The sequence below is a fragment of the Pseudidiomarina indica genome, assembly GCF_900104245.1.
Taxonomy (GTDB): Bacteria; Pseudomonadota; Gammaproteobacteria; order Enterobacterales; family Alteromonadaceae; genus Pseudidiomarina; species Pseudidiomarina indica.
Genome location: NZ_FMXN01000003.1, coordinates 172,852 through 195,445, shown reverse-complemented (window position 1 = coordinate 195,445; position 22,594 = coordinate 172,852). Strand labels below are relative to the sequence as shown.

The 22,594-nt window shown below is 49.7% G+C and carries 23 protein-coding genes; 2 read left to right on the top strand and 21 right to left on the bottom strand.

Features of this window, described 5'->3' with window-relative positions; genetic code table 11:
• Positions 1-9: 9 nt before the first annotated feature.
• The 13 genes from ccmI to BLP64_RS04115 form a co-directional block, all read right to left on the bottom strand.
• Positions 10-1,215 (bottom strand): c-type cytochrome biogenesis protein CcmI, encoded by a 1,206-nt coding sequence (gene ccmI, locus BLP64_RS04175; RefSeq protein WP_092592051.1) that lies wholly within the window; start codon positions 1,213-1,215, stop codon positions 10-12.
• Positions 1,208-1,693: a cytochrome c-type biogenesis protein gene (locus BLP64_RS04170; RefSeq protein ID WP_199286034.1), complete on the bottom strand. Its 486-nt coding sequence runs from the start codon at positions 1,691-1,693 to the stop codon at positions 1,208-1,210. The genes ccmI and BLP64_RS04170 overlap by 8 nt, the downstream gene beginning before the upstream one ends.
• Positions 1,690-2,265, bottom strand: a complete 576-nt coding sequence (locus tag BLP64_RS04165) for a DsbE family thiol:disulfide interchange protein (RefSeq protein WP_092592049.1) — start codon at positions 2,263-2,265, stop codon at positions 1,690-1,692. Before BLP64_RS04165 ends, BLP64_RS04170 begins: the two co-directional genes overlap by 4 nt.
• Positions 2,252-4,228 carry a heme lyase CcmF/NrfE family subunit gene (locus BLP64_RS04160; RefSeq protein ID WP_092592047.1) on the bottom strand — a complete coding sequence of 659 codons (1,977 nt, stop codon included), beginning with the start codon at positions 4,226-4,228 and terminating at the stop codon, positions 2,252-2,254. The genes BLP64_RS04165 and BLP64_RS04160 overlap by 14 nt, the downstream gene beginning before the upstream one ends.
• Positions 4,225-4,752: a cytochrome c maturation protein CcmE gene (gene ccmE / locus BLP64_RS04155; protein ID WP_092592045.1), complete on the bottom strand. Its 528-nt coding sequence runs from the start codon at positions 4,750-4,752 to the stop codon at positions 4,225-4,227. Before ccmE ends, BLP64_RS04160 begins: the two co-directional genes overlap by 4 nt.
• Positions 4,736-4,969: a heme exporter protein CcmD gene (gene ccmD / locus BLP64_RS04150; protein WP_092592043.1), complete on the bottom strand. Its 234-nt coding sequence runs from the start codon at positions 4,967-4,969 to the stop codon at positions 4,736-4,738. Before ccmD ends, ccmE begins: the two co-directional genes overlap by 17 nt.
• A complete protein-coding gene (locus BLP64_RS04145; protein ID WP_092592041.1) occupies positions 4,959-5,711 on the bottom strand; it encodes a heme ABC transporter permease in 753 nt (250 codons plus the stop codon). The genes ccmD and BLP64_RS04145 overlap by 11 nt, the downstream gene beginning before the upstream one ends.
• Position 5,712: 1 nt before the next feature.
• On the bottom strand, positions 5,713-6,396 hold the full coding sequence (gene ccmB, locus BLP64_RS04140; RefSeq protein ID WP_199286033.1) for a heme exporter protein CcmB: 684 nt from the start codon (positions 6,394-6,396) through the stop codon (positions 5,713-5,715).
• The gene (gene ccmA, locus BLP64_RS04135) at positions 6,389-7,033 is read right to left on the bottom strand and encodes a cytochrome c biogenesis heme-transporting ATPase CcmA (RefSeq protein ID WP_092592039.1); all 645 of its coding nucleotides are present in this window, start codon (positions 7,031-7,033) and stop codon (positions 6,389-6,391) included. The genes ccmB and ccmA overlap by 8 nt, the downstream gene beginning before the upstream one ends.
• Before the next feature lie 68 nt (positions 7,034-7,101).
• Entirely contained in the window at positions 7,102-7,482 is a 381-nt protein-coding gene (locus tag BLP64_RS04130; protein ID WP_092592037.1) for a type IV pilus modification PilV family protein, read from the bottom strand.
• A complete protein-coding gene (locus tag BLP64_RS04125) occupies positions 7,472-7,909 on the bottom strand; it encodes a hypothetical protein (protein WP_143001067.1) in 438 nt (145 codons plus the stop codon). The genes BLP64_RS04130 and BLP64_RS04125 overlap by 11 nt, the downstream gene beginning before the upstream one ends.
• Entirely contained in the window at positions 7,906-8,529 is a 624-nt protein-coding gene (locus BLP64_RS04120) for a hypothetical protein (RefSeq protein ID WP_092592033.1), read from the bottom strand. Before BLP64_RS04120 ends, BLP64_RS04125 begins: the two co-directional genes overlap by 4 nt.
• On the bottom strand, positions 8,516-9,040 hold the full coding sequence (locus tag BLP64_RS04115; protein WP_092592031.1) for a GspH/FimT family pseudopilin: 525 nt from the start codon (positions 9,038-9,040) through the stop codon (positions 8,516-8,518). Before BLP64_RS04115 ends, BLP64_RS04120 begins: the two co-directional genes overlap by 14 nt.
• 64 nt (positions 9,041-9,104) lie before the next feature.
• On the opposite strand from BLP64_RS04115, the gene BLP64_RS04110 reads away from it, so the two are divergent.
• Positions 9,105-9,482: a type IV pilin protein gene (locus BLP64_RS04110; protein WP_092592029.1), complete on the top strand. Its 378-nt coding sequence runs from the start codon at positions 9,105-9,107 to the stop codon at positions 9,480-9,482.
• Between the two features lie 9 nt (positions 9,483-9,491).
• Here BLP64_RS04110 and ispH read toward each other — a convergent pair whose 3' ends face one another.
• The 6 genes from ispH to murJ form a co-directional block, all read right to left on the bottom strand.
• The gene (gene ispH / locus BLP64_RS04105; RefSeq protein ID WP_092592027.1) at positions 9,492-10,436 is read right to left on the bottom strand and encodes a 4-hydroxy-3-methylbut-2-enyl diphosphate reductase; all 945 of its coding nucleotides are present in this window, start codon (positions 10,434-10,436) and stop codon (positions 9,492-9,494) included.
• A 39-nt stretch (positions 10,437-10,475) separates the two neighbouring features.
• Positions 10,476-10,910, bottom strand: a complete 435-nt coding sequence (gene fkpB, locus BLP64_RS04100) for an FKBP-type peptidyl-prolyl cis-trans isomerase (protein ID WP_092592132.1) — start codon at positions 10,908-10,910, stop codon at positions 10,476-10,478.
• Positions 10,910-11,443, bottom strand: coding sequence for a signal peptidase II (gene lspA, locus BLP64_RS04095; protein ID WP_092592025.1), 534 nt, complete (start codon positions 11,441-11,443; stop codon positions 10,910-10,912). Before lspA ends, fkpB begins: the two co-directional genes overlap by 1 nt.
• Positions 11,412-14,264, bottom strand: a complete 2,853-nt coding sequence (ileS, locus tag BLP64_RS04090; protein WP_092592023.1) for an isoleucine--tRNA ligase — start codon at positions 14,262-14,264, stop codon at positions 11,412-11,414. The genes lspA and ileS overlap by 32 nt, the downstream gene beginning before the upstream one ends.
• A gap of 41 nt (positions 14,265-14,305) precedes the next feature.
• Positions 14,306-15,238, bottom strand: coding sequence for a bifunctional riboflavin kinase/FAD synthetase (gene ribF / locus BLP64_RS04085; protein WP_092592021.1), 933 nt, complete (start codon positions 15,236-15,238; stop codon positions 14,306-14,308).
• Between the two features lie 111 nt (positions 15,239-15,349).
• Positions 15,350-16,891, bottom strand: a complete 1,542-nt coding sequence (gene murJ, locus BLP64_RS04080) for a murein biosynthesis integral membrane protein MurJ (protein ID WP_092592130.1) — start codon at positions 16,889-16,891, stop codon at positions 15,350-15,352.
• Positions 16,892-17,156: 265 nt separating this feature from the next.
• Here murJ and rpsT point away from each other — a divergent pair, with 265 nt between their 5' ends.
• A complete protein-coding gene (rpsT, locus tag BLP64_RS04075) occupies positions 17,157-17,417 on the top strand; it encodes a 30S ribosomal protein S20 (protein WP_092592019.1) in 261 nt (86 codons plus the stop codon).
• A gap of 83 nt (positions 17,418-17,500) precedes the next feature.
• Here the strand turns inward: rpsT and BLP64_RS04070 are convergent, their stop codons facing one another.
• Both BLP64_RS04070 and BLP64_RS04065 read right to left on the bottom strand, forming a co-directional pair.
• On the bottom strand, positions 17,501-19,459 hold the full coding sequence (locus tag BLP64_RS04070) for an alpha/beta hydrolase family protein (protein ID WP_092592017.1): 1,959 nt from the start codon (positions 19,457-19,459) through the stop codon (positions 17,501-17,503).
• Between the two features lie 114 nt (positions 19,460-19,573).
• Entirely contained in the window at positions 19,574-22,369 is a 2,796-nt protein-coding gene (locus BLP64_RS04065; protein WP_092592015.1) for a TonB-dependent receptor, read from the bottom strand.
• Between the last annotated feature and the right edge of the window lie 225 nt (positions 22,370-22,594).

Sequence of the window (22,594 nt, the reverse complement as noted above, 5' to 3'; positions counted from 1 at the left end):
GCTGAGGCATTAAGGATGATCAATGGTGAGCTCAATGGCTGCGGTCGCCGGGTCCATCACCACCGGCTCAGCATCCAAATCATCGGGTGCCGCTTCAATTTGCTCATCGGCAGAAATACGAGCCATGACTTGCCACTGCGACAATTGACTCAGACGATAATCAGGCAACATTGCATTAGCATCAGAAAGCGTTACGGTCACCGGAAACTCTGTTACCGGTTGTCGCACCACGGCAGCCGGCATGCGCGGCCCTTCAGCCGCCACCACGTAGACAAATAAAGTGGCGCCAGTCGGGATTTGCTCGCGAGCGGCGTCAGTCAACGTCACTGTGACGGTCAACTGCAATTCACTTGTCGCTAAGCGTTGTTTGCTTTCAGCAACGGCTGCAGCAATTGGCTGATAGCGCTCATCGTCCGTGGGTAACTGATGCAACAATAATTCCCATGCGGTCACTGCTTGCTGCCAATCACCACGTTGAAACGCAACAAAACCAAGCAATGAAAGACCATCCATATTGAATGGCTCCAATTCCAATGCCCGACCTAAATGCACCGCTGCTTCACGCAATAGCTCATCGTCTTGGCTTTGCAGTAATAATTGCGCGTAACCTAAGAGGGTGCCGACGCGATTGGGCTCGAGTTGCAATGATTTTTTATAAGCTTCCATCGCTTGTTCGAAACTGCCCAAAGCAACCATGGTTCGTGCATACACCAACCAAGCGACCGCATCATTCGGCTCTTGGGCAAGCCGCTGACGTAACCCCAAAGCAAAGGTCTGTAATTCCTCAGGGGTTGTCTGCGCATCTTGTTGGGTCAAAACTTTTTGTCCTAACTCGGGGAGTGCGGCCAAGGCGTCATCGGCCTCCCGCTGCAAACTCCAACTCCCAAACAAGCCGTAAAGAACCACCGTAGCAACCATCACCAACAGTGCTGGCACCCAAATACTGCGTCCCACGTGCTGATCATGCAATTGCTCGAGCTCAGTATTCTCACTGACGAAGCGCTTATCCAACTCGGCGTTGGCTCGCTCAAACGTACTCTCCGTTAACAAGCCTTCGTCACGTTCTTCCACCAACTCAAGCTTACGCTGCTGATACAGCTCACGGTTCACATCCAACCGAGTGCGCTGTTGCTCACGCTGGCGTCGACCTGTCACTAACAACAAAAGTGCAGCTGCGATAGCCACCGCCGCAATTAAGGCGAGATGTTTAACCATGTTGTTTATCCTGTTTCGTGCTTTGCAAGGCGGCCAGTTGCTCCCGCTCTTGGTCACTCAGCTCCGCTTCATGGGGTTGTTGCTGGCGAACGCGAACAATGATCACAATTGCCCCAATCAAAATCACCAGCCCCGGCCCTACCCAGAGCACAATTGTGCTCAACTTGACCGGCGGACGATAATGCGCAAAGTCCCCATAACGGGCGACCATGTAGTCCACCACTTCTTGTTTGGTGGCCCCTTGTTGAACCATCAAATAGGTGCGGTCACGCAAATCTTTCGCCAGCGGCGCATCAGAATCAGCAATGGATTGATTTTGGCACTTAGGGCAGCGCAACTCATTAATCAACTCACGAAATAACGCTTCTTTGCTTGGGTCATCAAATTGATAGGTTTCCAAGTTCACGGCATGGCTGACGCTGATGCTGGTAAACAACACGACCAATAACGCTGTCATCAACTCCCAAAAACGAGTCATGGTTGTTCTCCTGCCTGTTCAAATTCCTGCATAAGCGCATCATATTGTGGCCCTAAAATTGTTGCCCAAACCCGCTCATTGACATCACCAACATGGCGGTACATGACTTCGCCTTGGGCATTAATTAAAAATGTTTCAGGCGCGCCGTAAACTCCGAAATCGATGGCCACCAGCCCCCGTTCATCAAACAAGTTCAGTTGATAAGGGTCGCCTAAAGTGTTCAACCAATCCACCGCTTTGGCGCGCGAATCATCTTTGTAATTCAGTCCAACAATGTAGACCCCTTGTCGAGACAGGTGATTCAAATACGCGTGCTCGGCGCGACAGGTTGGGCACCAAGTTGCCCACACGTTCAATAACATGGGGCGCCCTTTCAATACGGCTTCAGTATAGGTGGTGCTTGGATCATAGATATCCGGCAACGAAAACTGTGGTACCGGTTTACCAACCAAGGCCGAACTTAGTTCGGTTGGGTCGGAAAACAAACCGCGCAATAGAAAAATCGTTAACCACAAAAAGGCAATCAGCGGTAACGCGAGCACCAACCACTTTAATCGATTAGTTTGTCCCATAAGCACCTCGTGCTTTGCGCTGTGAACGGTAACGTTTGTCACTCATCGCTAAGGCGCCACCGAGAGCCATAATCAGGCCACCCAGCCAAATCCAGCGCACCATAGGTTTAATATAAATACGGACAGCCCAGGCCCCTTCGACACCAATTTCTTCGTCAAGAGGCTCACCGAGAGCAACGTAAACGTCACGCAATAAACTCACGTCGAGCCCAACTTCCGTCATACTCATACGTTGTACCGTGTAAAACCGTTTTTCACTCACCACGTCAGCGACTTTTCGATCATCGCGGTAAATACTGAATTCACCGTGGTCGGTCATATAGTTCGGGCCCTGTTGCTGGCTCAATTCATCAAATTGAATTCGATAAGGAGCCACTATCACCGACTCACCGGGGGCTAAACGAACGTCACGCTCCACCTCATATTGAGTGACAACGGCAATTCCGATCAGCGTCACTGCAAACCCAAGGTGCCCAATCACCATGCCCCAGTGGCTGCGCCCTAGCTTGGCTAACCCTGCCAGCCCTTGGCCTCGTTGTTGTACCCGTAACTTCAATTCCGTGACCGTGGTGATCACCAACCATAGGGCTAGAATCAAGCCAAACACAGTCATGCCCATGATTTGGTCTGCGATAATGGCCGGTAAGGCATAACCTAACCCCACCGCCAACACCACGGCCAATATCAGCTCTTTCGCCAGCGGTCGTAACTCTTGACGACGCCAACGAAACAGCGGACCAAGCCCCATCAAGATCACAAAGGGCAAGATCAACCAGGTAAACATCTGATTAAAGAATGGCACACCGATGGAAATAGAACCTAACCCTAACTCTTTGTGAATCATCGGCAATAAGGTGCCTACTAGCACCACGAACGTCGCTGCCATGAGCAAAATATTATTACCCAACAACATCACTTCGCGCGAGACCAGCTCATACTTGGTTTGATGACTCACCGCGCCTGCACGCATGGCGAATAGCAACAGCGACCCACCAATCACGACGGCCAGTAGCCCTAAAATAAAGAGCCCACGAGCAGGGTCGGTGGCAAAAGCATGCACCGAAACAATCACCCCGGAACGGACTAAGAAGGTACCGAGCAGACTTAAACTAAAGGTTGCAATGGCCAGTAGCACCGTCCAAGATTTAAAGGTGCCACGTTTTTCAGTCACGGCTAAGGAGTGAATCAGGGCAGTACCGACCAGCCATGGCATAAAGCTCGCATTTTCGACCGGGTCCCAGAACCACCAGCCACCCCAGCCTAATTCGTAGTACGCCCACCAGCTTCCTAACGCAATCCCGAGCGTTAAAAAGCACCACGCAGCGGTCGCCCAAGGGCGTGACCAGCGCGCCCATGAAGCATCCAACTTGCCACTGATAAGTGCGGCAATAGCAAAGGCGAATGCCACCGAAAAGCCCACATAGCCCATATACAATAGCGGCGGATGGAAAATCATCCCAGGGTCTTGCAACAGCGGGTTTAAGTCACGTCCATCCACTGGAATCAACGGCAATGCGCGATCAAATGGATTGGATACGCTGAGCATAAACAAATAAAAGCCGATGCTAATCAGGCCTAATACCGCCAACACCCGTGCCATCATCATCAATGGCATCCGCCGTGAAAACATCGCAACGGCGGCAATCCAGCCAGCTTGCATCAACATCCACAGCAAAAACGAGCCTTCATGGGAGCCCCACACTGCGGTGATGCGATAAATCAGCGGTAAGGCAGTGTTCGAGTTATAGGCCACATAGGAGATGCTAAAGTCATTAACGATAAAGCCGTAGGTTAATGCGCCATAAGCCAAGGCAGTAAAAATAAATTGGCCATAGGCTAACGGCCGTGCCAATAACATCGCACCACTATGACCACGCCACGCACCCCACATAGGATAAACCGCAAGTAGGATAGAAAATGCCAGCGCGGCGGCTAATGTGAGTTGTCCAAACTCAGCAATCATGGATTTGTTCCTGAATTGTTCGGTTGGGGATCATCCTGTTCTGGGGCAGAACCCGTGTAGTCAGGACGGTTTGGATTCACATGCTGAATGCCTTTCATGGCCTCGGCTAATTCCGGCGGCATGTATTCTTCATCATGCTTAGCTAACACCTCGGTCGCTTTCAGCACCGTCGGCTCAATCAGCACACCTTGGGCAACAATTCCTTGTCCCTCGCGGAATAAGTCCGGCAGAATCCCCGTGTATAAAACAGTCACTTCAGGGCCGGTATCGGTCACGTTAAAACTGACTTCCAGTGTTTCGGGGTTACGTTTAACCGACCCTTCAACGACCATTCCACCCACGCGCAGACGTTGCCCTACTTCAGGACGTACTTTTTGCGAGCCCTTGCCTTCTAACATTTCAGATGGGGTATAAAAAAGATCGATATTCTTGGTCAAGGCAAACAAAATCAGTGCAACGGATGCGGCCACACCCACAATGAGAGAAATTACCCATACAAGACGTTTTTTACGACGTGGAATCATCTGCCAATTTACTCCTATTACGTTCTTGCTGTTTGCGACGAGCAATCCGTTGCTGCTGCTGTTGTTTTTTCACAGCTAATTGACGTAGCTTTTTACGCGTCAGTAAGCCGTGAATCGTTAACAGCGCAATGGCTAAAAAGGTCATGCCGTAGGCCAGCCACACATACCAGCCGTAGCCGCCCATCCAAATTAATTCTTGCCAACTATCAAACGCCATGGTCGTTCTCCACTCCCAACTGGGCCATGGCCCATGGACGATGCAACTCTTGTTTTAATATTTCATTACGTAAGCGGTAGACAATTAGTGCAGCCGTCAAAAACATAAAGCCTAAGATGCTGATATACAATGGCATTTTCATTGAGCTTGGCATCAGTGTGTCACCAAACCGAGTAATGGTTGCCCCCTGATGTAACGAATTCCACCAGTACACTGAAAAATGGATGATAGGAACGTTGATCACCCCTACCAAGGCTAAAATTGAAGCTGCTTTCGCGCCTGTACGAGAATCATTAAAGGCATAGTATAGCGCCAGCACGCCCACATATAAAAAGAATAGAATCAGTTGTGAGGTGAGGCGTGCATCCCACTCCCACCATGTGCCCCACATGGGTTTACCCCACACCGCACCGGTAAATAATGAAATAAAGGTTAACACCGCACCCACCGGAGCGATGGCTGCAATGGCCCACTCCGCAGTACGAATCTGCCACACCAACACGATAAACGCCGTAATGGCGAGCCCCGTATAAGCACCCATCGCAAACATTGCGCTCGGCACATGAATGAAAATAATCCGATAGCTATCGCCTTGCTGATAATCAGCCGGTGCGTATAGGAGCCCCCAGATCACACCAACACTCACTAGAATGAGTGCTAAACCCGATAACCACGGCTGCCAATGACCCAGCAACCGATATGCAGCTTCACCTTTGGCGTAGGGATGTAACCATTTCCACATATTAATTGACGCTCACTCGTAGTGCTGCTGCCACCGCAAAGGGGGCCAGTAGCAACGTTAATAGCATTAGTCCGGTTAATAATAACACTTGCCCGATGGCAGAGGTACCCAACAGGGCATTCTCGACCGCCGCTGCAGCAAAAATAAGCAACGGAATAAATAACGGCAGTAATAGCAAACTGAGCAAGGCTCCACCACGCCCTAAACTCACGGTTAACCCTGCTCCAATGGCCGTCATCGCACTTAAAATTGGGGTTCCTACCAGTAAAGTTAGCATCAGCGTCCCCCAACCAGCGATTGGCAATTTTAAGAGCATGGCACACAAAGGCGCTAACACCACTAAAGGGAGGCCACTCAGCAACCAGTGCACGCCAACCTTCCCAAAGGCCAACAAGGGTAAGGGAGCTGGGCTTAACACTAACTGTTCCAGCGTACCATCGAGAAAATCATCGCGAAATAAGCGCTCCGATCCCAGCAGCGATGATAACAATGCCGCCACCCAAATCACCCCGGTGGCAATGCGGCCCAAAATATCTGGGCCAGGTCCTACTGCTAAGGGAAACAACGTGACGACAATCACCACGAATAATAACGGGTTCACCACATCGCTACGCCGCCGCAATGCAACCGCCAAGTCCCGCCGCATCACCGTGGTTAACAGACGCCACATGCTCATGTTATTCATGCAGCTCTCCATCATCTTGGAATTCAATTCGTATTTTTTTGAGGCGATCACCGGACCATGTCAATGGCTGGTGTGAGGTTAAAATAATCACTCCATCTTGCTGCAGATGATGCTGAAAGCGTTCATGCAGCAATTGAATCCCATAAGTATCCAAAGCGGTAAACGGCTCATCCAGAATCCATAAGGACGCTTGGCTATACCATAACCGTGCAAGCGCAATGCGACGTTGTTGCCCCGCTGATAACTGCTGTGCAGGAATATCTTCAAGCCCTAACAGCCCGACAGTTTCTAATAACGCCCAAGCATCTACATTGGTCACGCCATCAAGCGTTGCTTGAAAATGAAGGTTCTCCAACGCAGACAACTCTGCTTTTACCGCGGGTTTATGACCAATAAAGAGAAGTTGCCGCCGCCAACATTCAGGATCACCCCATTGAGGTTGGCCAAATAAATGAATGCTACCTGCCAAAGGTTCTAAAAGCCCGGCGATGATCCGCAACAAGGTGGATTTCCCGGCGCCATTGGGGCCTTCAACATGGAGAATCTCGCCGGTCTGCAACTGAAAAGAGAGTTCAGAGAATAATAAGCGCTCAGCGCGTACCGAGGTTAATTGTTTGGCTTCTATTACTGCGGACATGTGTCTTAGGGCAACCTATACGGCCAACAAAAGTGATGTGATACTATCATAGCTGGCAGCATTTTGGATCACTGTTTATCACGGATTTCATGGCTTTTCGCAGTAATTGTCTGCTTTTTTTGTGCCTGACTTTGCCATTGCACTTGAACTTCGAAAGCGCCCTTTCCTGCAGCTGATGACCAGCTGACCTCAAATAGATAAGGAGGTCGCGCCACCTGCTGTTGCCCAGAAACATTTAATGGGTGATCGCCTGCCCGCAAGCGCTCATGAAATTCGCTGAGCACCTGCCACGCATACATGACCTGCTCGGCAGCCACAGCACGACGCACCAGCTCACGTTGAAAGGTGACCGTCGCTGTAATACCAATACTCACAATCAGTAACGTGACCATCACCTCAACCAAACTAAACCCTTGCCAACGAGGCCCCTTCATCCGCTCAAAAGTCACGCCAACTCCCCCTCACCCGCTCAATTCCTCGGGGACTGAAGCGGACCTGTTGCTCTTGCCGTAATTCCCCGCCGTCCTGGGGGTGCTGAACGATAACGCGAATCAGGAGCAATTCTTCATCAGCAAACTCCTCCCGCGGCTCATACCGTTGTACTTCGAGCACATAGTCGATGTCATTCAATTGCCCTCGTTGCAGTAAAGGGACATGCAATGAAGGTTCCGCCATGACCTGCGCCACCCCTCTCTCTAACACAGCATCTGCGGCGAGAAGCAACGCCTGTTGGCGAATATCGAGAGTAAGGATCCGTTGCTCGAAGCGAGCAAATTGAGCGCGATAGAGCGTGGCCATCACCATCATGCTCAATAGCAACACCGCCGTGCCTAAGGTGGCGAAGCCGCGCATTCGCGTAGGAGTTGTCTCGCTCATTCGACCTGCAGCTCCCCATTACGCACGCTCACTGTCATTTGGAGTTCGCGTAGCCACTGCAGCTGCTGCGGATGGCTAATGGTCATGCGAATGCGCAGTAATGGGAGCTTAGAGTGATGTCGTGGCAGAGATTCAAAGTTCAACGCTAATACCCGTAACTGAGCTGAATGGGTCATACTCTCCCAACCCGACTGTTCGCAGTTTGCCCCGCGTTGGCGACGTTGGATTTGATACTGATGCAAACGAAAGCCGAATAATTCGGAGTCGCCATCATGCTGCCCATTCCCATTGGCATCGTAGCTAAACAAAACGCAATGAAACGGCCCCTTTGATGGCAGTTCAAATGGCGTTGGCTCGCTAGAACGTTGTGCTGCATGAGCCCAATAGCCAGCACGGCGAAGCTCTTGCACCATGAATGCTAAGGCCATGTTCGCCTCTTCTTGGGCTTGCGCTAATTGCAAAGTGCGGGCTTGACTGGCCAACACCTGCGTCACCATGGTCATCATTCCAGTGATTAGCAGCAAACCAAGCGCCATGCCCACGATCAATTCAAGCAAACTGAAGCCCGCTGTCACGGTCCAGAGCGGTTGCTGCCGCTGTTCGAAATTAACAAGCAGCATAGCTCCCCACCACGCCTTGTTGACAGATGCGTACCCGCCCTAGGGTACTGACAATCACCCGCAACCCTCTCGAGTCCTGCGCTCCTAAGCTCGCTGCATAAGACACACCCCCCGCATAGGCGTGAGTGAGCCCTCGCTGACCATCGAACCGGGTCATGGAGCCTTGCGCAAAGGTATTCCCTTGTAACATCACCCCAGGATAAGCATGACTGTGGAGACGGAAATCGCCATCAGTGATGGCGCATTCCTGCTGTCGGCAATCGCACTCTGCCTGTAAGCTAATCGCCACACACCAATGTTCACCACTGCCCTGCCAAACCACAAACCGAGGCACATGATCCTGCATTGCTTGCCATCGAGCCTGCTGCAATAACGCATAGGTATCATGGGCTGCCGCCTGTAATCGCAACGTGGTGGTGAGTGCTTGCACACTGGGTAGCCCCCAGCCAAGGGCCACAATCAGAATCACCAATACCACCATCAACTCCAATAACGAGAATCCTGTCGGCATTGCAGCTTGCCCTCCAATTCGTTTAACTAACCTTAGGATAAGCTTAATCGAAGGAAAGAAAATAATGCGAAGAAGAGGCAAAAGTTTGGGCTGGTCACTGCTGGAACTGATGGTGGTCGTCGCAATTATCGGGTTCCTGACATCCTTATTACTCCCCAATGCGAGTACGCAGGTATACCAAGCCAGACGCGCCGAAGCGATTCAGCAACTGTTAACCTTGCAGCTGGCGCAAGAACATCACTACCTAGTTTATGGGCATTACGCTGATCTGAACTTGCTTAATACGGTACCTGTTAATCCGCATTATCGGTTTCAGATTGCCGACATGAGCGCTACCAGCTATACCTTAATTGCCCAAGCAACCACTGCTGGTGATGGGCCATGTGAGATACTGTCGTTATCCCATCGAGATGAAAAAGCGCCAGCAGAGTGCTGGCGCTAATGTAGGGTGTTATTGAACTTCGACCACTCGCAACTCGGGTGGAATTGAAAAAGTAATGTTTTCTTCGCGCCCACTGCGCTCTTGTGCAGTACTGCCACCCCAAGCTTGCAACTGGGCAATCACATCCCGTACCAGAATTTCGGGAGCTGAAGCGCCGGCTGTCACACCAATATTCTCACAGTCATTGAGCCACGCTCGGTCAATACAAGATGCGTCGTCAATCAAATAGGCAGTGGTGCCCATTTTTTCAGCCAGTTCACGCAGCCGGTTAGAGTTTGAGCTATTACGCGCTCCTACCACCAAGAGCAAATCGACTTCTGCGGCAATCTCGCGTACTGCATCCTGACGATTCTGGGTGGCATAGCAGATATCATCTTTACGAGGCCCTTGAATAGTAGGAAACTTAGCCCGTAAGGCATCAATGACAGCGGCCGTATCATCCACTGACAAAGTGGTTTGGCTCATATAGTGCAATTGCGTGGGGTCTTTTACTTCCAAGGTGGCCACATCTTCAACAGATTCTACCAAGTAGATCCCGCCCGTGGCATTGTCATATTGCCCCATGGTGCCTTCAACTTCAGGGTGGCCTGCATGCCCAATCAGCACACACTCTTGTCCTTTACGACTAGCCCGCGTGACTTCCATATGTACTTTCGTCACCAGTGGGCAGGTGGCATCAAACACCCGTAACCCTCGGTCTTTAGCTTCTTGGCGCACTGCTTGTGATACCCCGTGGGCAGAAAAAATCACAATGCTATCGTCTGGCACCTCATGCAGTTCATCAACAAACACCGCACCGCGCTGACGCAACGAATCCACCACGTATTTGTTGTGCACGACTTCGTGTCGCACATAAATGGGCGGCTCAAAGATCTCCAGTGCTCGTTCCACAATGGTGATCGCACGGTCAACTCCCGCACAAAATCCTCGTGGATTTGCCAATACAATATTCATGATAAACTCCAATCACGCCTGCATCAGTACAGGCTTTTATTAGGGGTTCACTGCAATAATTTCAACCGCAAAGCGCACCCGTTGCCCCGCCAGCGGATGATTGAAATCAATGGTCACAAATTGTTCGTTCACTGCACGCACAATACCTGGAAGCTCCACGCCTTCAGGCTGGGGGAACATAAAAATCTGACCAATGTCAGGCCGCTCACCAAACTTCGTTGTCGCGACTTGATAATAGTTGTCCGGATTTGGCATGCCAAAAGCATCTTCAGGGGCCAGTTCGAACTCGCGTTCATCCCCAGCTTTGAGACCCACCAAGCAAGCTTCAAAATTTTCAGTCAGCGAGCCATCTCCCATCCGAAACTTCGCTGGCTTCCCCGCTACTTTGGTGCTATCAGCCACCGAATCATCGGTCAGTTTAATGGTGAAATGCAAAATCACTTCGCGACCATGTTCGATCGCCAGACGACTGATCATGACTGAGACTCCCGCCGCGGCTCAAAAACTGCTTCTACTAACATTAAGATAGCACCAACTGTGATGGCTGAATCTGCCACGTTAAACGCAGGCCAATGCCATTGGTTGACATACACATCAATAAAGTCAATGACATACCCATATATCAAGCGGTCGATAACGTTGCCAATTGCCCCTGCAAGAATCAAGGAAAACGCTAAATTCTGCCGCCACAAATGCCCAGGATTGCGGCGTAGCCAAATAACCAGTACCACACTGATGGTGATCGCTAGCAAGGTAAACAACCAACGCTGCCAACCACCTTGTTCGCTGAGGAAACTGAAAGCCGCGCCAAAATTTCGCACATAGGTAAAATTCAAATACGGCATAATTTCGATGCTTTCATACAGATCGAAAACCCGAATCACCCATTGTTTGGTCAGCTGGTCAATCACGATCAAGACCAAGGTGAGCCACAAAAACTTGAGCCCACTTGCTGATTGCTGCTGTTGTGTTGTATCACGCAAAATGTCGCTCCTCTCCGGCACCATCAACGTTCGTCACACAACGCTGACACAAGGTTGGGTGCTCAGTAATGGTACCGACTTCAGCACGGTGATGCCAACAACGCTCACATTTTTGGTGGCTTGATTCCTGCACACTCACCCAAACTCCTGCCAACTCACCGGCCTCAACACCTGACGGCGCACTGGTTACTTCATTCACCACCACCGCCGAGGTAATAAAGGCAAAGCGCAGTTCATCTTCCAAACTACGTAACTGGGCCGCAATTGCAGGTTCTGCATACACCGTTACTTCGGCTTCTAAACTGCCACCTACTTTGTCTGCACGACGCGCTTGCTCAATCGCTCGGTTCACTTCGTCTCGTACTTCTAGCACCATTTGCCAGCGCGCCAGCTCATCGTCACTGACCTGCATGCCGGCATCCACTTGATACCAGCTTTCCGTAAAGACATAAGGCGAACGTTGCTTCCCATCGGCTAATTGTTGCGGTAACGCAACCCACACCTCTTGGGCCGTAAAGCTACAGATTGGTGCCAACCAGCGCACCAGCATTTCAGCAATATGGTAGAGCGCGGTTTGACACGAACGACGTGCCACACTGTTACGTTTCGCTGTGTACTGGCGATCTTTAATCACATCCAAATAGAAGCTGCCCAATTCAATCGAGCAGAAGTGCATCACTTTTTGCACCACTAAGTGGAACTGATAGTCATCCAACGCCGCTAAAATTTCTGCTTGTAGAGCGACCGCGCGCGCCACAATCCAACGGTCAATTGCGACCATGTCAGCGGCTGGCACTGCATGCTGCTGTGGCTCAAATTCATTCATGTTAGCTAGCAAGAAACGCGCGGTATTACGAATCCGTCGATAACTGTCCGCGGCACGCTTTAAAATTTCGTCAGAAACGGTCATTTCTGCGGAGTAGTCAGTCGCAGCCACCCACAAACGAAGAATGTCACCGCCCAGCTTATTCATGACATCTTGCGGAGCAACCACGTTACCAATGGACTTAGACATTTTCCGCCCCTGTCCATCCACGGTGAACCCATGCGTTAATACTTGTCGATAGGGTGCCTGCTGATACATGGCGACGGCCGTTAGCAGTGACGACTGGAACCAACCACGGTGTTGGTCAGAACCTTCTAGGTATAAATCTGCTGGCCACTGTAAACCCGCGGTGGTATTCAGAACGGTGTCATGGGTGACCCCTGAATCAAACCACACATCCAAGGTGTCGGTCACTTTACGATACTCACTCGCTTCGTCGCCAAGGAGGGTTGCTGGATCTAAATCAAACCAAGCTTGGATACCGTCCTGCTCCACGAGCTTGGCTACTTCTTCAATCAACTCGAGGGTGCGTGGATGCAATTCGTCGTTATCACGTCGCACAAAGACCGCAATTGGGTTGCCCCAAGTGCGTTGCCTCGAAATACACCAATCAGGACGCCCATCCACCATGTTTTCAATGCGGCTTTGTCCCCACTCAGGCACCCAACGTACTTGTTTAATTTCGTCCAAAGCAGTCTGCCGTAGCCCTTGCTTATCCATGCTGATAAACCATTGCGGGGTCGCACGGAAAATAATCGGCGTTTTGTGACGCCAGCAATGGGGATAAGAATGATGATACGCTTCATGATGAATTAAACGTCCCGTTTCTTTCAGCGCTTCGACAATATTGTCATTCGCTTTCATCACATGTTGACCGGCAAACAGCGGGGTATCGTCCTTATAAACACCGTTATCACCCACCGGGTTATACACTTCAAGCCCATAACGCTGGCCCACAATAAAGTCATCCACCCCGTGTCCAGGGGCGGTATGCACACAGCCGGTACCGGAGTCGGTGGTGACATGCTCACCAAGAATGAGTGGAACCTGCACATCAGCTAATAAGGGATGCTGCACCAATTGATGCTCCAATGCCTCACCCTTTGCAAATCCTAATTTGTGGTAATCATCAATCCCCCAACGTGCCATTGCGGTGCTCACAAGCTCATCGGCAAGCACCAAACGTAGCGCAGGGCGGTCGGCTGTTGCCGCCACCTGCACTAGGGCATAATCCAAACTTGGATGCAGTGAAATCGCTCGGTTGGCTGGAATCGTCCAAGGCGTGGTGGTCCAAATAACCACCATGACATCCCCTTCACCCGCATGCTGTTCTGGGTGGTCAAATAACGCCACGAATGCACTGGTATCAACCGGTGCAAAACCCACGTCGATTGCTGGTGAACGTTTATCTTGATATTCAACCTCTGCTTCCGCCAACGCTGAACCACAGTCTGTACACCAATGCACGGGCTTAAAGCCTTGCTGCAAATGTCCGTTGGCAATAATTTTGCCTAACGCACGAATACTGTCCGCTTCCTGTTTCGGATCCATGGTGAGGTAAGGACGGTCCCAATCCCCCAACACACCCAATCGCTTAAAGCTCTCGCGCTGGCCATCTACTTGCGTGAGTGCATAGTCACGGCATTTCTGACGAAACTCCGCCGTTGACAGTTTTTGCCCCGGCTTCCCAAATTTTTTCTCGACCTGTAATTCAATCGGTAACCCATGGCAATCCCAGCCAGGCACATAGGGGGCATCAAAGTCACTCAGCGTTTTCGCTTTGACAATCATGTCCTTCAAGATCTTATTGACCGCATGACCAATGTGAATATCGCCGTTCGCATACGGAGGGCCATCGTGCAAAATAAACACTGGTTTGCCCGCTTTCGCTTGACGAATCAAACCGTACACGTCATCCGCGTACCACTGTTCCAACATCTGCGGTTCACGCTGCGCTAAATTCCCGCGCATCGGAAACTCAGTTTCCGGCAGATTCAGTGTGTGTTTATAGTCGGTCATTATTTCGGTTCCTGTTCTTGTACGTCTTGTCGTAATTTGGATTAGATTAGGTGCTTAAGCGATTGCCAAGCAACCGCTGTATCGGCTGCAATTTGCTGCTGCAATTGACGAAAGTCTGCAAACCTTTGTTCGGCTCGAATAAATTGTTTGGGAATGACGCGCAGCTGCTGACCATATAAATCGCCGTTAAAATCGAACAGATGCACTTCAATCTGCATCTGCTTGCCATTTAATGTAGGCCGTCTCCCAATATTAGCAACGCCTGCATACATTTTGCCATCATTGATTTGAACCTGCACCGCAAATACCCCTTGAAGCGGTGAATGCAAGCGCTTGAGTTGAATATTTGCCGTTGGATAGCCAATGGTGCGCCCTTTCTTCTGGCCATGCACCACTCGCCCCTGAAACGCATAGGCCCGCCCTAGTAGGGCCTCGGCTTGAGCAAAATCACCGGCCGCTAGGGCGCGGCGAGTTGCCGTGCTACTCACGCGCTCTTGCTGACGGCGATAGCTTTGGGTGTCGACCACTTCAAAACCAAGCTCACGGCCAGCTTGTTGCAACATGGTAAAATCACCTTCACGACCTTTGCCAAAGCGAAAGTCATCACCCACGACGAGAAACTTCACCCCTAATTGGGCAACCAATACTTGCTCAATAAAGTCTCGTGCTGGTTGGTTGGCAAACCTTTGATTAAAGTGGACCACCAAATGGCGTTCAATTCCTTGCTGCGCCAAAGCATCATGTTTTTCGCGAAGGTTGGTTAACCGCGCTGGCGCACGGTCCGGCTGAAACAGCTCTTGCGGCTGAGGCTCGAAGGTCATCACCATGGCAGGTAAGCCACGCGCCTGGGCTTGTGCACGCACTTGTGCGAGCACAGCTTGATGACCTAAATGCACCCCATCGAAGTTGCCGATAGTGAGTACACACCCACGGTGTTCTGGGCGAATATTATGGATACCACGAATCAATTGCATGGCTGCCTTGCAAGCCTATGTTACCGTCATAAAAGAAAGTGGCGATTATAACAGGGTCGCCAAAGGCTAACCAGACACCTGTGCTGATTCTGCCGATGGAACCTCATGCGCTTACCTAAATTTAACCCGTAAGACCAAGAGGCAAATACCATAAGTTGCAGCGCCAGCCCCGATTAACACTGCTAGCTGCCATGCTCGCGTCATAAAATCAACAGTCAGCCACCACTCCCGCGTTGGCAGTAACACGAGCACCACTGTCACCATCGCAATCACCGCCACGGTCACTTTAACTAAATAAGTAACGGTTCCGGGATAGCGTTTCAAAACTCCGTCACGCCAGAGGTGATAGCCCAGCAAACCGGCATTAATCGCTGCAGATAAGGAGGTGGCAATGGCGAGCCCTACGTACCCAAAAGGAATGGCGAGAATCAGGTTAAACACCATATTGGTGACCATTGCGATAATGCCGTAACGGACGGGGCGCTTGGTGTCTTGCCGTGAATAAAATCCCGTGGCCAGCACTTTCACCAACATGAAGCTCAACAACCCCGAGCCGTATGCATACAAACTGTAAGACGCAAACCGCGCGTCTTCGGGGGTGAATTCGCCCCGCATAAAAAGCACCATCAACATGGGTTCTGCCAGCACGAGTAAGCCAGCCATCGCCGGTAAGCCTAACAACACCACAGTGCGAATGCCCCAATCTAAGGTTTTGCTAAACTCCTCCGCCGATTTATCCACATGGCGGGAACTTAAGGCCGGCAAAATAACCGTGGCAATGGCAATGCCAAAGAGTCCCAACGGAAACTCCAATAACCGATCTGAGTAATACAGCCAGCTGATTGAGCCCGTCATCAAAAAGGACGCAATCAGCGTGTCCAACAATAAGTTAATTTGGCTCACAGACACGCCAAACAACGCCGGAATCATCAGGGTGCGGATTTTGGTCACGCCCGGATCAGTCCAAGCCCAGCGAGGACGCACTAACAGCCCTGCCCGTTTTAAAAAGGGCAGCTGGAACAGAAACTGAACTGCCCCACCGACAAACACACCCCATGCGAGCGCATATTCAGGTTGCTCTAAGTGTGGCCCTAACCAAATAGCAAAACCAATAATGGCGATATTTAAAAATACTGGCGTAAATGCCGCCACGGCAAACCGCCCTAAGGTATTCAAAATTGCCCCGGCGAGCGCAGTAAAGGTAATAAACCACAAATAAGGAAAGGTGATTCGCAATAAATCTGAAGCTAATACAAACTTATGCCCTTGCGGCCCATCATGGTACCAATCCAAGAACCACCCGGTACCAAACAACGCCGCCACAATGGGTGAAGCAATGACGCCAACCAATGTCACTATGGTTACCAAGGTTCCTAAGGTACCGGAAACTCGAGCGATTAATAACTTTTGCTCGCTGAGCGTTCGCCCTTGTTTATATTCCGTCAAGACCGGTACAAAGGCTTGCGCAAATGCACCTTCGGCAAACAGGCGGCGGAGGAAATTAGGGATTTTGTTGGCAAAAAAGAACACGTCGGCCGCTGCGCCGGCGCCCATTAAATTGGCGATCACCACATCGCGCACCAACCCAAGAACGCGTGAAATCAACGTCATTAAGCTGACAATCAAACCTGAACGGGCCAGTTGTTTGGACAATTTAACCTCAATATTATGGACCAATGAATTGCTGTCATCGACCAGCGAGGGTATCCTATCATCGGTACTATTTATTCTGACTGATAGATCAAATCATAATGTATTTTTAGGCGTAGGCATACAGGAATAGTGAATATCAGGGTTGACTTCAAGTCAAAAAACAGGCATATTCCCCGCCCTAGAAAACCTATTGCACTTTTGCATGAACATGCATGAATGTGTATTAACGCACTAAGACAAAGACAACGAATTTTAGGAGTTCACCTTGGCAAATATTAAGTCTGCTAAAAAGCGTGCGGTTCAAGCGGAAAAAAACCGTCGCCACAACGCGAGCCGTCGCTCAATGATGCGTACCCTGATGAAGAAAGTAATTGCCGCTATTGAAGCAGGCGATAAAGCGACTGCACAGCAGGCATTTGCTAGCCTTCAACCGGTACTTGATCGCTATGCAACCAAAGGTTTAATCGCAAAGAACAAAGCTGCTCGTCACAAGAGCCGTTTAGCAGCGAAAATCGTTGCAATGTAATCTGCTGTCAACAGCACATAAAAAAACCAGCTACGGCTGGTTTTTTTGTGGCTACAATTCTCGGGGTGAGAAAATGGGGAAGGTTAATTCCCCATATGCTTCTGGAAAAACTCGACTAACCGAGGATACAAGTCAAACTTGTTTTCTTCTTTTTCAAAGCCGTGCCCTTCTTTGCGTACCATGGTTTCATAAGTGACGCCATGTTCCTTAAAGGCTTTCTCCAACGCATGATAATGGCTCATTGGAACCCGAACATCTTCACTTCCATGCACTAAAAATACCGGCACCTTAATACGATTCGCTAAGAAAGCCGGCGAGTTCGCCCGCAATTCTTCTTGGTCACGCCCAATGGCAAGGGTTAAGTACCGTTCGGCACTCGCATTCCCCGCCGTGTCGCCATCCTCATACATATTTGGTAAGGAATAGACACCAACGTAACCAACGGCACATTGGTACAAATCCGGCTCACGGATAACCCCCATTAACGCCGCATAGCCGCCATAGCTTCCTCCATAAATGCAAATTTTGTCCGCATCGGCGTAACCCTGCTCAATGGCCCATAAGGTCGCGTCCGTCACGTCATCTTGCATTTTTCGCCCCCATTGGCGATAACCGCTTTGTAAAAACTCACGGCCATAGCCGCCGGATCCGCGGAAGTTTACCTGCAACACAGCAAAACCATGAGCTGCAAGGTATTGGTTTTCATGGTCAAACCCCCAGTAATCCCGAACCCCATGAGGGCCCCCATGAACCTTAACAATCAGCGGTGGCTTGGTGGTGTTATCAGCACGGAATTTAGGTAAGGTTAAATAACCATTGAGGGTCACCCCATCACGAGCTTCTAGCGAGAACGGTTCCATGGGTGACATCAGTTTTTGATCAATGCCATTTAACCGACTCGCAATAAATTTGGCTTCGAAGGTTTCGGTGTTAAACAAATAAAACTCACCGGGATTCTGATCCGAATACACCAGCATCACCGCCAGTTTTTGGTCACGCGTAGCGCTAGCAATAATCACCCGTTGCTCGCCAAATGCATGAGTAATGCCCTGGATGAGCTTGGCTGAAAAGTTATCGTCAAGGTAAGTCCGCTCAATTTTACTTGGGGTAAATTCAACGCCGACAAGGCTACCATCCAGCCCCCAGATTAGCTGGTCCGGATCAACAATATTACCTTGCGTAATGGGCCTAATTTTGACGTCAACCGTGTCGAATTCAAAGACTTCTTGAACATCCGAACCCATATCAGAAAAGAAATAGGCATAGCGGTTGTCATCACTGAAGCCTACCAAACGTAGTGAATCACCTGGTTTAAATTCATCTAAACTAACTCGTTCCCAAGTCTCATGATTCAGGCGTTTGAAATAGAATTCAGATTTTCCTTTGCCAAATTCATCATTCTTTTTTTCTTCATAAAACGCACTTAAACGCAAGTTACCTGCGTTATCAGCGAACAGCGCACGCGCGTTTTCAGGTTGATCGGCTTGGTAGTGTAAACGTCCATCGTGAACGTTTAGGAGGTAGGATTTTGGCATTCCGCCATCGCGCCAAAAATACCGTGAAATCAGGATGTGCTGGGGATCATCTGGGAGCAAACTTAAAACTTCAAAGGCCGCGACATCACTGGTGAATATTTCTTTGCGCTGCCGACCATTCGCATTGGCAGCATATAAATTCGGCAAACCCTCTTTATCATCATACAAGCCGACTCGGGTGCGCCCTTGGAAAATAAAACGCTCATCGGTGACCCAATGAACACCTGAAATGCGTTTATTCTTCCCCACCTCGAAACTACTTTTAGGTTGATTATTTTTTCGGTCAATCACCACCAAACGGTCACGATCTCCGGCATCCGCATGCACGATGAAGTACTTACCGTTCGGTGATATCACCATATTTTTATAACCGTTATTAGAAAAGTAGTCGCGCACATCCGTAGGCGGAGCCAGCTGCTTAGCATCAGCCATCACCGCCATAGGTGTACTCAATAACAGCGCAATTAAACTAAGGCGCAGTCCTTTCATCCATTGTTTCATCACCATGATGCTTCACCATTGTTCGTATCAATAAAAAAGCCTAGCTTCGAGCAATCGAAACTAGGCTTTTAAGTGTCTAACCCACCGTAGCAGGTTAGACCGTTTCGTTATACAACTCGATTAGAAGTTTTGAGTATAACGGAAGTATGGTACACGACCCCACGGGTTGTACAGGTAGTAATCATAGCTTGTACCGTGCAGATGAGCATCTGCTGGATCACGGTCAAACAAGTTGTTTACACCCAATGTGAAGGTACCGTTCCACGGAGCATTGTAGTTAACTTGCAGGTTGTGGATGGTCCAGCTTGGGATATGGTTCGTACCGTTCTGAAGGGTTTCCGTCTGGCTATCCATGTAGTTGATGTTCCAGTTCACAGAGAAGTCACCCACTTGCAAACCGTTGTTCAAGTTCGCACGGATTTTCGGATAACCATATTCACCAACAGCGTTAGCACCGTTATTGCTTGAATAGTTATTTACGATACTGACTTGGAAGTTATTGCTTAAACGACCCCAACCTAAATCGAAGTTGGTGCGTGCGTTGAAGTCAAAACCATCAGTTTCGATAACACCGATGTTTACGTAACCCGTTTGAGCACCAACGATGGCTGCATTCACGTCGTTACCCGCGAACGCTGCACCCAGACCCAATGCTGGGTTAGGAATTGGTGTTCCTTCAGTAAACCGCGTCAAACCATCTGGACACACAGAGGTTAAGCCACGTAAGCAGCTCACGATCGTCGCCATTGATACGCTGGTGATACTGTTGGTGATTTCGATGTCGTAGTAGTCGACACTCATGTTCAACCAATCAGTCGCTTCCCAGACAATACCTAAACCAAGCTGCTCAGAGTTTTCTGATTTCAGGTTTACGTTACCCATACTGTAAGTGTTAACCTGAACGTTAGAAGCGCCTACACACGATGCACCAGTTAACGCAACACAAGTAGCTTCGTCGCTGGTGTATGTTGCAGAGAACGCAGGCTCTAAGCTCATGTCACGTAGTGTTGGAGCACGGAAACCCTCACCCCACGAACCACGGATCAATAAGGTGTCGGTTGGACGCCAGCGAACTGCCACTTTAGGTGAGAAGTCGCTACCGTAGTCGCTGTAACGGTCAAAACGGCCCGCTAATTCAACGTCTAAGGTATCCAATACTGGTAACAACATTTCACCGTAGAATGCAGTCACGTCACGCTCACCACGTGCAGAAGCACCTGATGAACCTGATACCTGACCAGATGCTGACAATAAGTCATACTTATCTTGGTAGGTTTCTTCACGGTACTCAGCACCAACAGCGGCTGAAACTACGCCCGCATTCATTTCCCACAAGTCAAAGTTGCTGTTCACGTAGAACTCTTTAACTGTTGAGTACATGTCACGGTTGGTGGTGGTAGTCATACCTAAACCAACTGGGCTTTCGCCAGTGGCTACACCAGTGTCTGGATCATATACGTTGAACGGGTCGTAGATGTTGTAAGCACCACTAGTGATGTACGGCTGTGCTAAACCAGCAACAACATAGTTTTCACCTAAGTTGATGGCACGTGATTCAACATAACGCACACCGAAGTCTAAGCCAACGTTACCAATCATTCCCTCGAAGCCACCCGCAAAGTTGGTGGTGGTGTTTTCGACGTTGTTGTCACGTGGACCTAATGATGCAAAGCGGTGATACAGTGATAAAGTGTCACCCGCTAATGCCGCATAGTACGGGTCCGTTGCGTGTGGGTTATAGCCATTTGGGTTACCTGGATGGTTCGGGCTATCTGGAGTAATTTCAATTGCACCGCCTGGCCATGGTGATGAAGGTAACGCTGCGAAACGACCGAAGCTCTTCGTTTTGTTCAGAGCTGCGTTGAAGTACACGTTCCAGTCGTTGTTGATTTTGTAGTCACCACGACCGAACATTGAAATGTTCTTCGAGCTGGTCAAGTTGGCAGAAGTTGCACTGTGGTTATACTGACAGGTGATGGTATTGATGTTCTCAGCATCATCAATTATACCTGTGGTATAGAACAAGTCACTGTCGTCACCGTTAGTACACAAGCCTGGAACAGCGGCACCGAAGGTAGGGTGTTTCAAGCGGTTGGTTGCACCTAAACTAGACGCATGCTCATAACCAATGATGTTATCGTTATCATCTTTAATTGGCAGCATCATACCGAAGTTATTCGAGTAGGCTGAGGAACCTGGCGCATCTGGTGAGTACCAGTAATCACGGTCACGGGTATAGATTACGTCACGGCTGTTCATTGAAGCACCGAGTAAGACACGGCTCTTCGCGTTTGAACTACCAATCAAGACGCTCATTTCTTCAGTGTCACCACCTTCGTTAGTCGGACGACCCACGCCATAAGTGAAGCTAACACCGTCGAAGTCTTTACGAGTGATGATGTTCACAACACCACCGATCGCGTCAGAACCGTAAACCGCTGAAGCACCGTCAGACAATACTTCGATACGCTCTACTGCTGCCATTGGGATGGAGTTCAAGTCTTGACCAGAACCCAAGATTGGGGTTGTTGGAGCACGACGACCGTCGATCAAGATCAACGTACGCTGAGCACCCAAACCACGTAAGCTCACCTGAGCGGCACCGCCACCTGATGAACCAGAGGTTGATTGGTATGAACCGAATGAGTTGAAGTTAGTGTCACGCATGAAGTCAGCAACTGAGATGTCACCACTCGCGTCAAGATCGTCGCGGCTGATGACTGTTACTGGCAATGCGCCTTCCATATCCGTACGGTTCAAACGTGAACCAGTAACTTGGATACGCTCTTGTGCTTGTTCCGCTTGTGCTTCGGCTGACTGGTCTTGCGCTACCGCAGTACCGGTCATGGCAATTGATGCACCACCGAACAACAACGCCAAGCGAACAGACTTAGCTAATTTGTTATTAGTATACATAATTTCTCCCTGGACCACTTAAAAGTGATTTACTAGGTTTTGAAAATCGGCACGTGAACGCTATCGTGCACATTCCGACCGAGACGTATGAAACGTTAAAATTTCATAAGTACCAATCGATCAGTACTCGATACTAATCAAAAATTTTCCCCTCGGCAACCTAGTAAACACATAAAAACAAGGTTTTTTTGTTTTTTTTTCGAAACTAAGCGTTGACAAGATGCT

Coding starts and splice junctions, on each gene's coding strand:
- ribF (WP_092592021.1), bottom strand. CDS start 15,238: ATGCAATTGATTCGTGGTATCCATAATATTCGCCCAGAACACCGTGGG.
- ileS (WP_092592023.1), bottom strand. CDS start 14,264: ATGACCGACTATAAACACACACTGAATCTGCCGGAAACTGAGTTTCCG.
- ccmI (WP_092592051.1), bottom strand. CDS start 1,215: ATGGTTAAACATCTCGCCTTAATTGCGGCGGTGGCTATCGCAGCTGCA.
- ccmA (WP_092592039.1), bottom strand. CDS start 7,033: ATGTCCGCAGTAATAGAAGCCAAACAATTAACCTCGGTACGCGCTGAG.
- BLP64_RS04070 (WP_092592017.1), bottom strand. CDS start 19,459: ATGGTGATGAAACAATGGATGAAAGGACTGCGCCTTAGTTTAATTGCG.
- BLP64_RS04170 (WP_199286034.1), bottom strand. CDS start 1,693: ATGACTCGTTTTTGGGAGTTGATGACAGCGTTATTGGTCGTGTTGTTT.
- ispH (WP_092592027.1), bottom strand. CDS start 10,436: ATGAATATTGTATTGGCAAATCCACGAGGATTTTGTGCGGGAGTTGAC.
- BLP64_RS04160 (WP_092592047.1), bottom strand. CDS start 4,228: ATGATTGCTGAGTTTGGACAACTCACATTAGCCGCCGCGCTGGCATTT.
- BLP64_RS04165 (WP_092592049.1), bottom strand. CDS start 2,265: ATGGGACAAACTAATCGATTAAAGTGGTTGGTGCTCGCGTTACCGCTG.
- BLP64_RS04125 (WP_143001067.1), bottom strand. CDS start 7,909: ATGAGCGAGACAACTCCTACGCGAATGCGCGGCTTCGCCACCTTAGGC.
- BLP64_RS04115 (WP_092592031.1), bottom strand. CDS start 9,040: ATGCCGACAGGATTCTCGTTATTGGAGTTGATGGTGGTATTGGTGATT.
- BLP64_RS04065 (WP_092592015.1), bottom strand. CDS start 22,369: ATGTATACTAATAACAAATTAGCTAAGTCTGTTCGCTTGGCGTTGTTG.
- ccmB (WP_199286033.1), bottom strand. CDS start 6,396: ATGAATAACATGAGCATGTGGCGTCTGTTAACCACGGTGATGCGGCGG.
- lspA (WP_092592025.1), bottom strand. CDS start 11,443: ATGGTGCCGGAGAGGAGCGACATTTTGCGTGATACAACACAACAGCAG.
- BLP64_RS04110 (WP_092592029.1), top strand. CDS start 9,105: ATGCGAAGAAGAGGCAAAAGTTTGGGCTGGTCACTGCTGGAACTGATG.
- BLP64_RS04120 (WP_092592033.1), bottom strand. CDS start 8,529: ATGCTGCTTGTTAATTTCGAACAGCGGCAGCAACCGCTCTGGACCGTG.
- BLP64_RS04145 (WP_092592041.1), bottom strand. CDS start 5,711: ATGTGGAAATGGTTACATCCCTACGCCAAAGGTGAAGCTGCATATCGG.
- ccmD (WP_092592043.1), bottom strand. CDS start 4,969: ATGGCGTTTGATAGTTGGCAAGAATTAATTTGGATGGGCGGCTACGGC.
- ccmE (WP_092592045.1), bottom strand. CDS start 4,752: ATGATTCCACGTCGTAAAAAACGTCTTGTATGGGTAATTTCTCTCATT.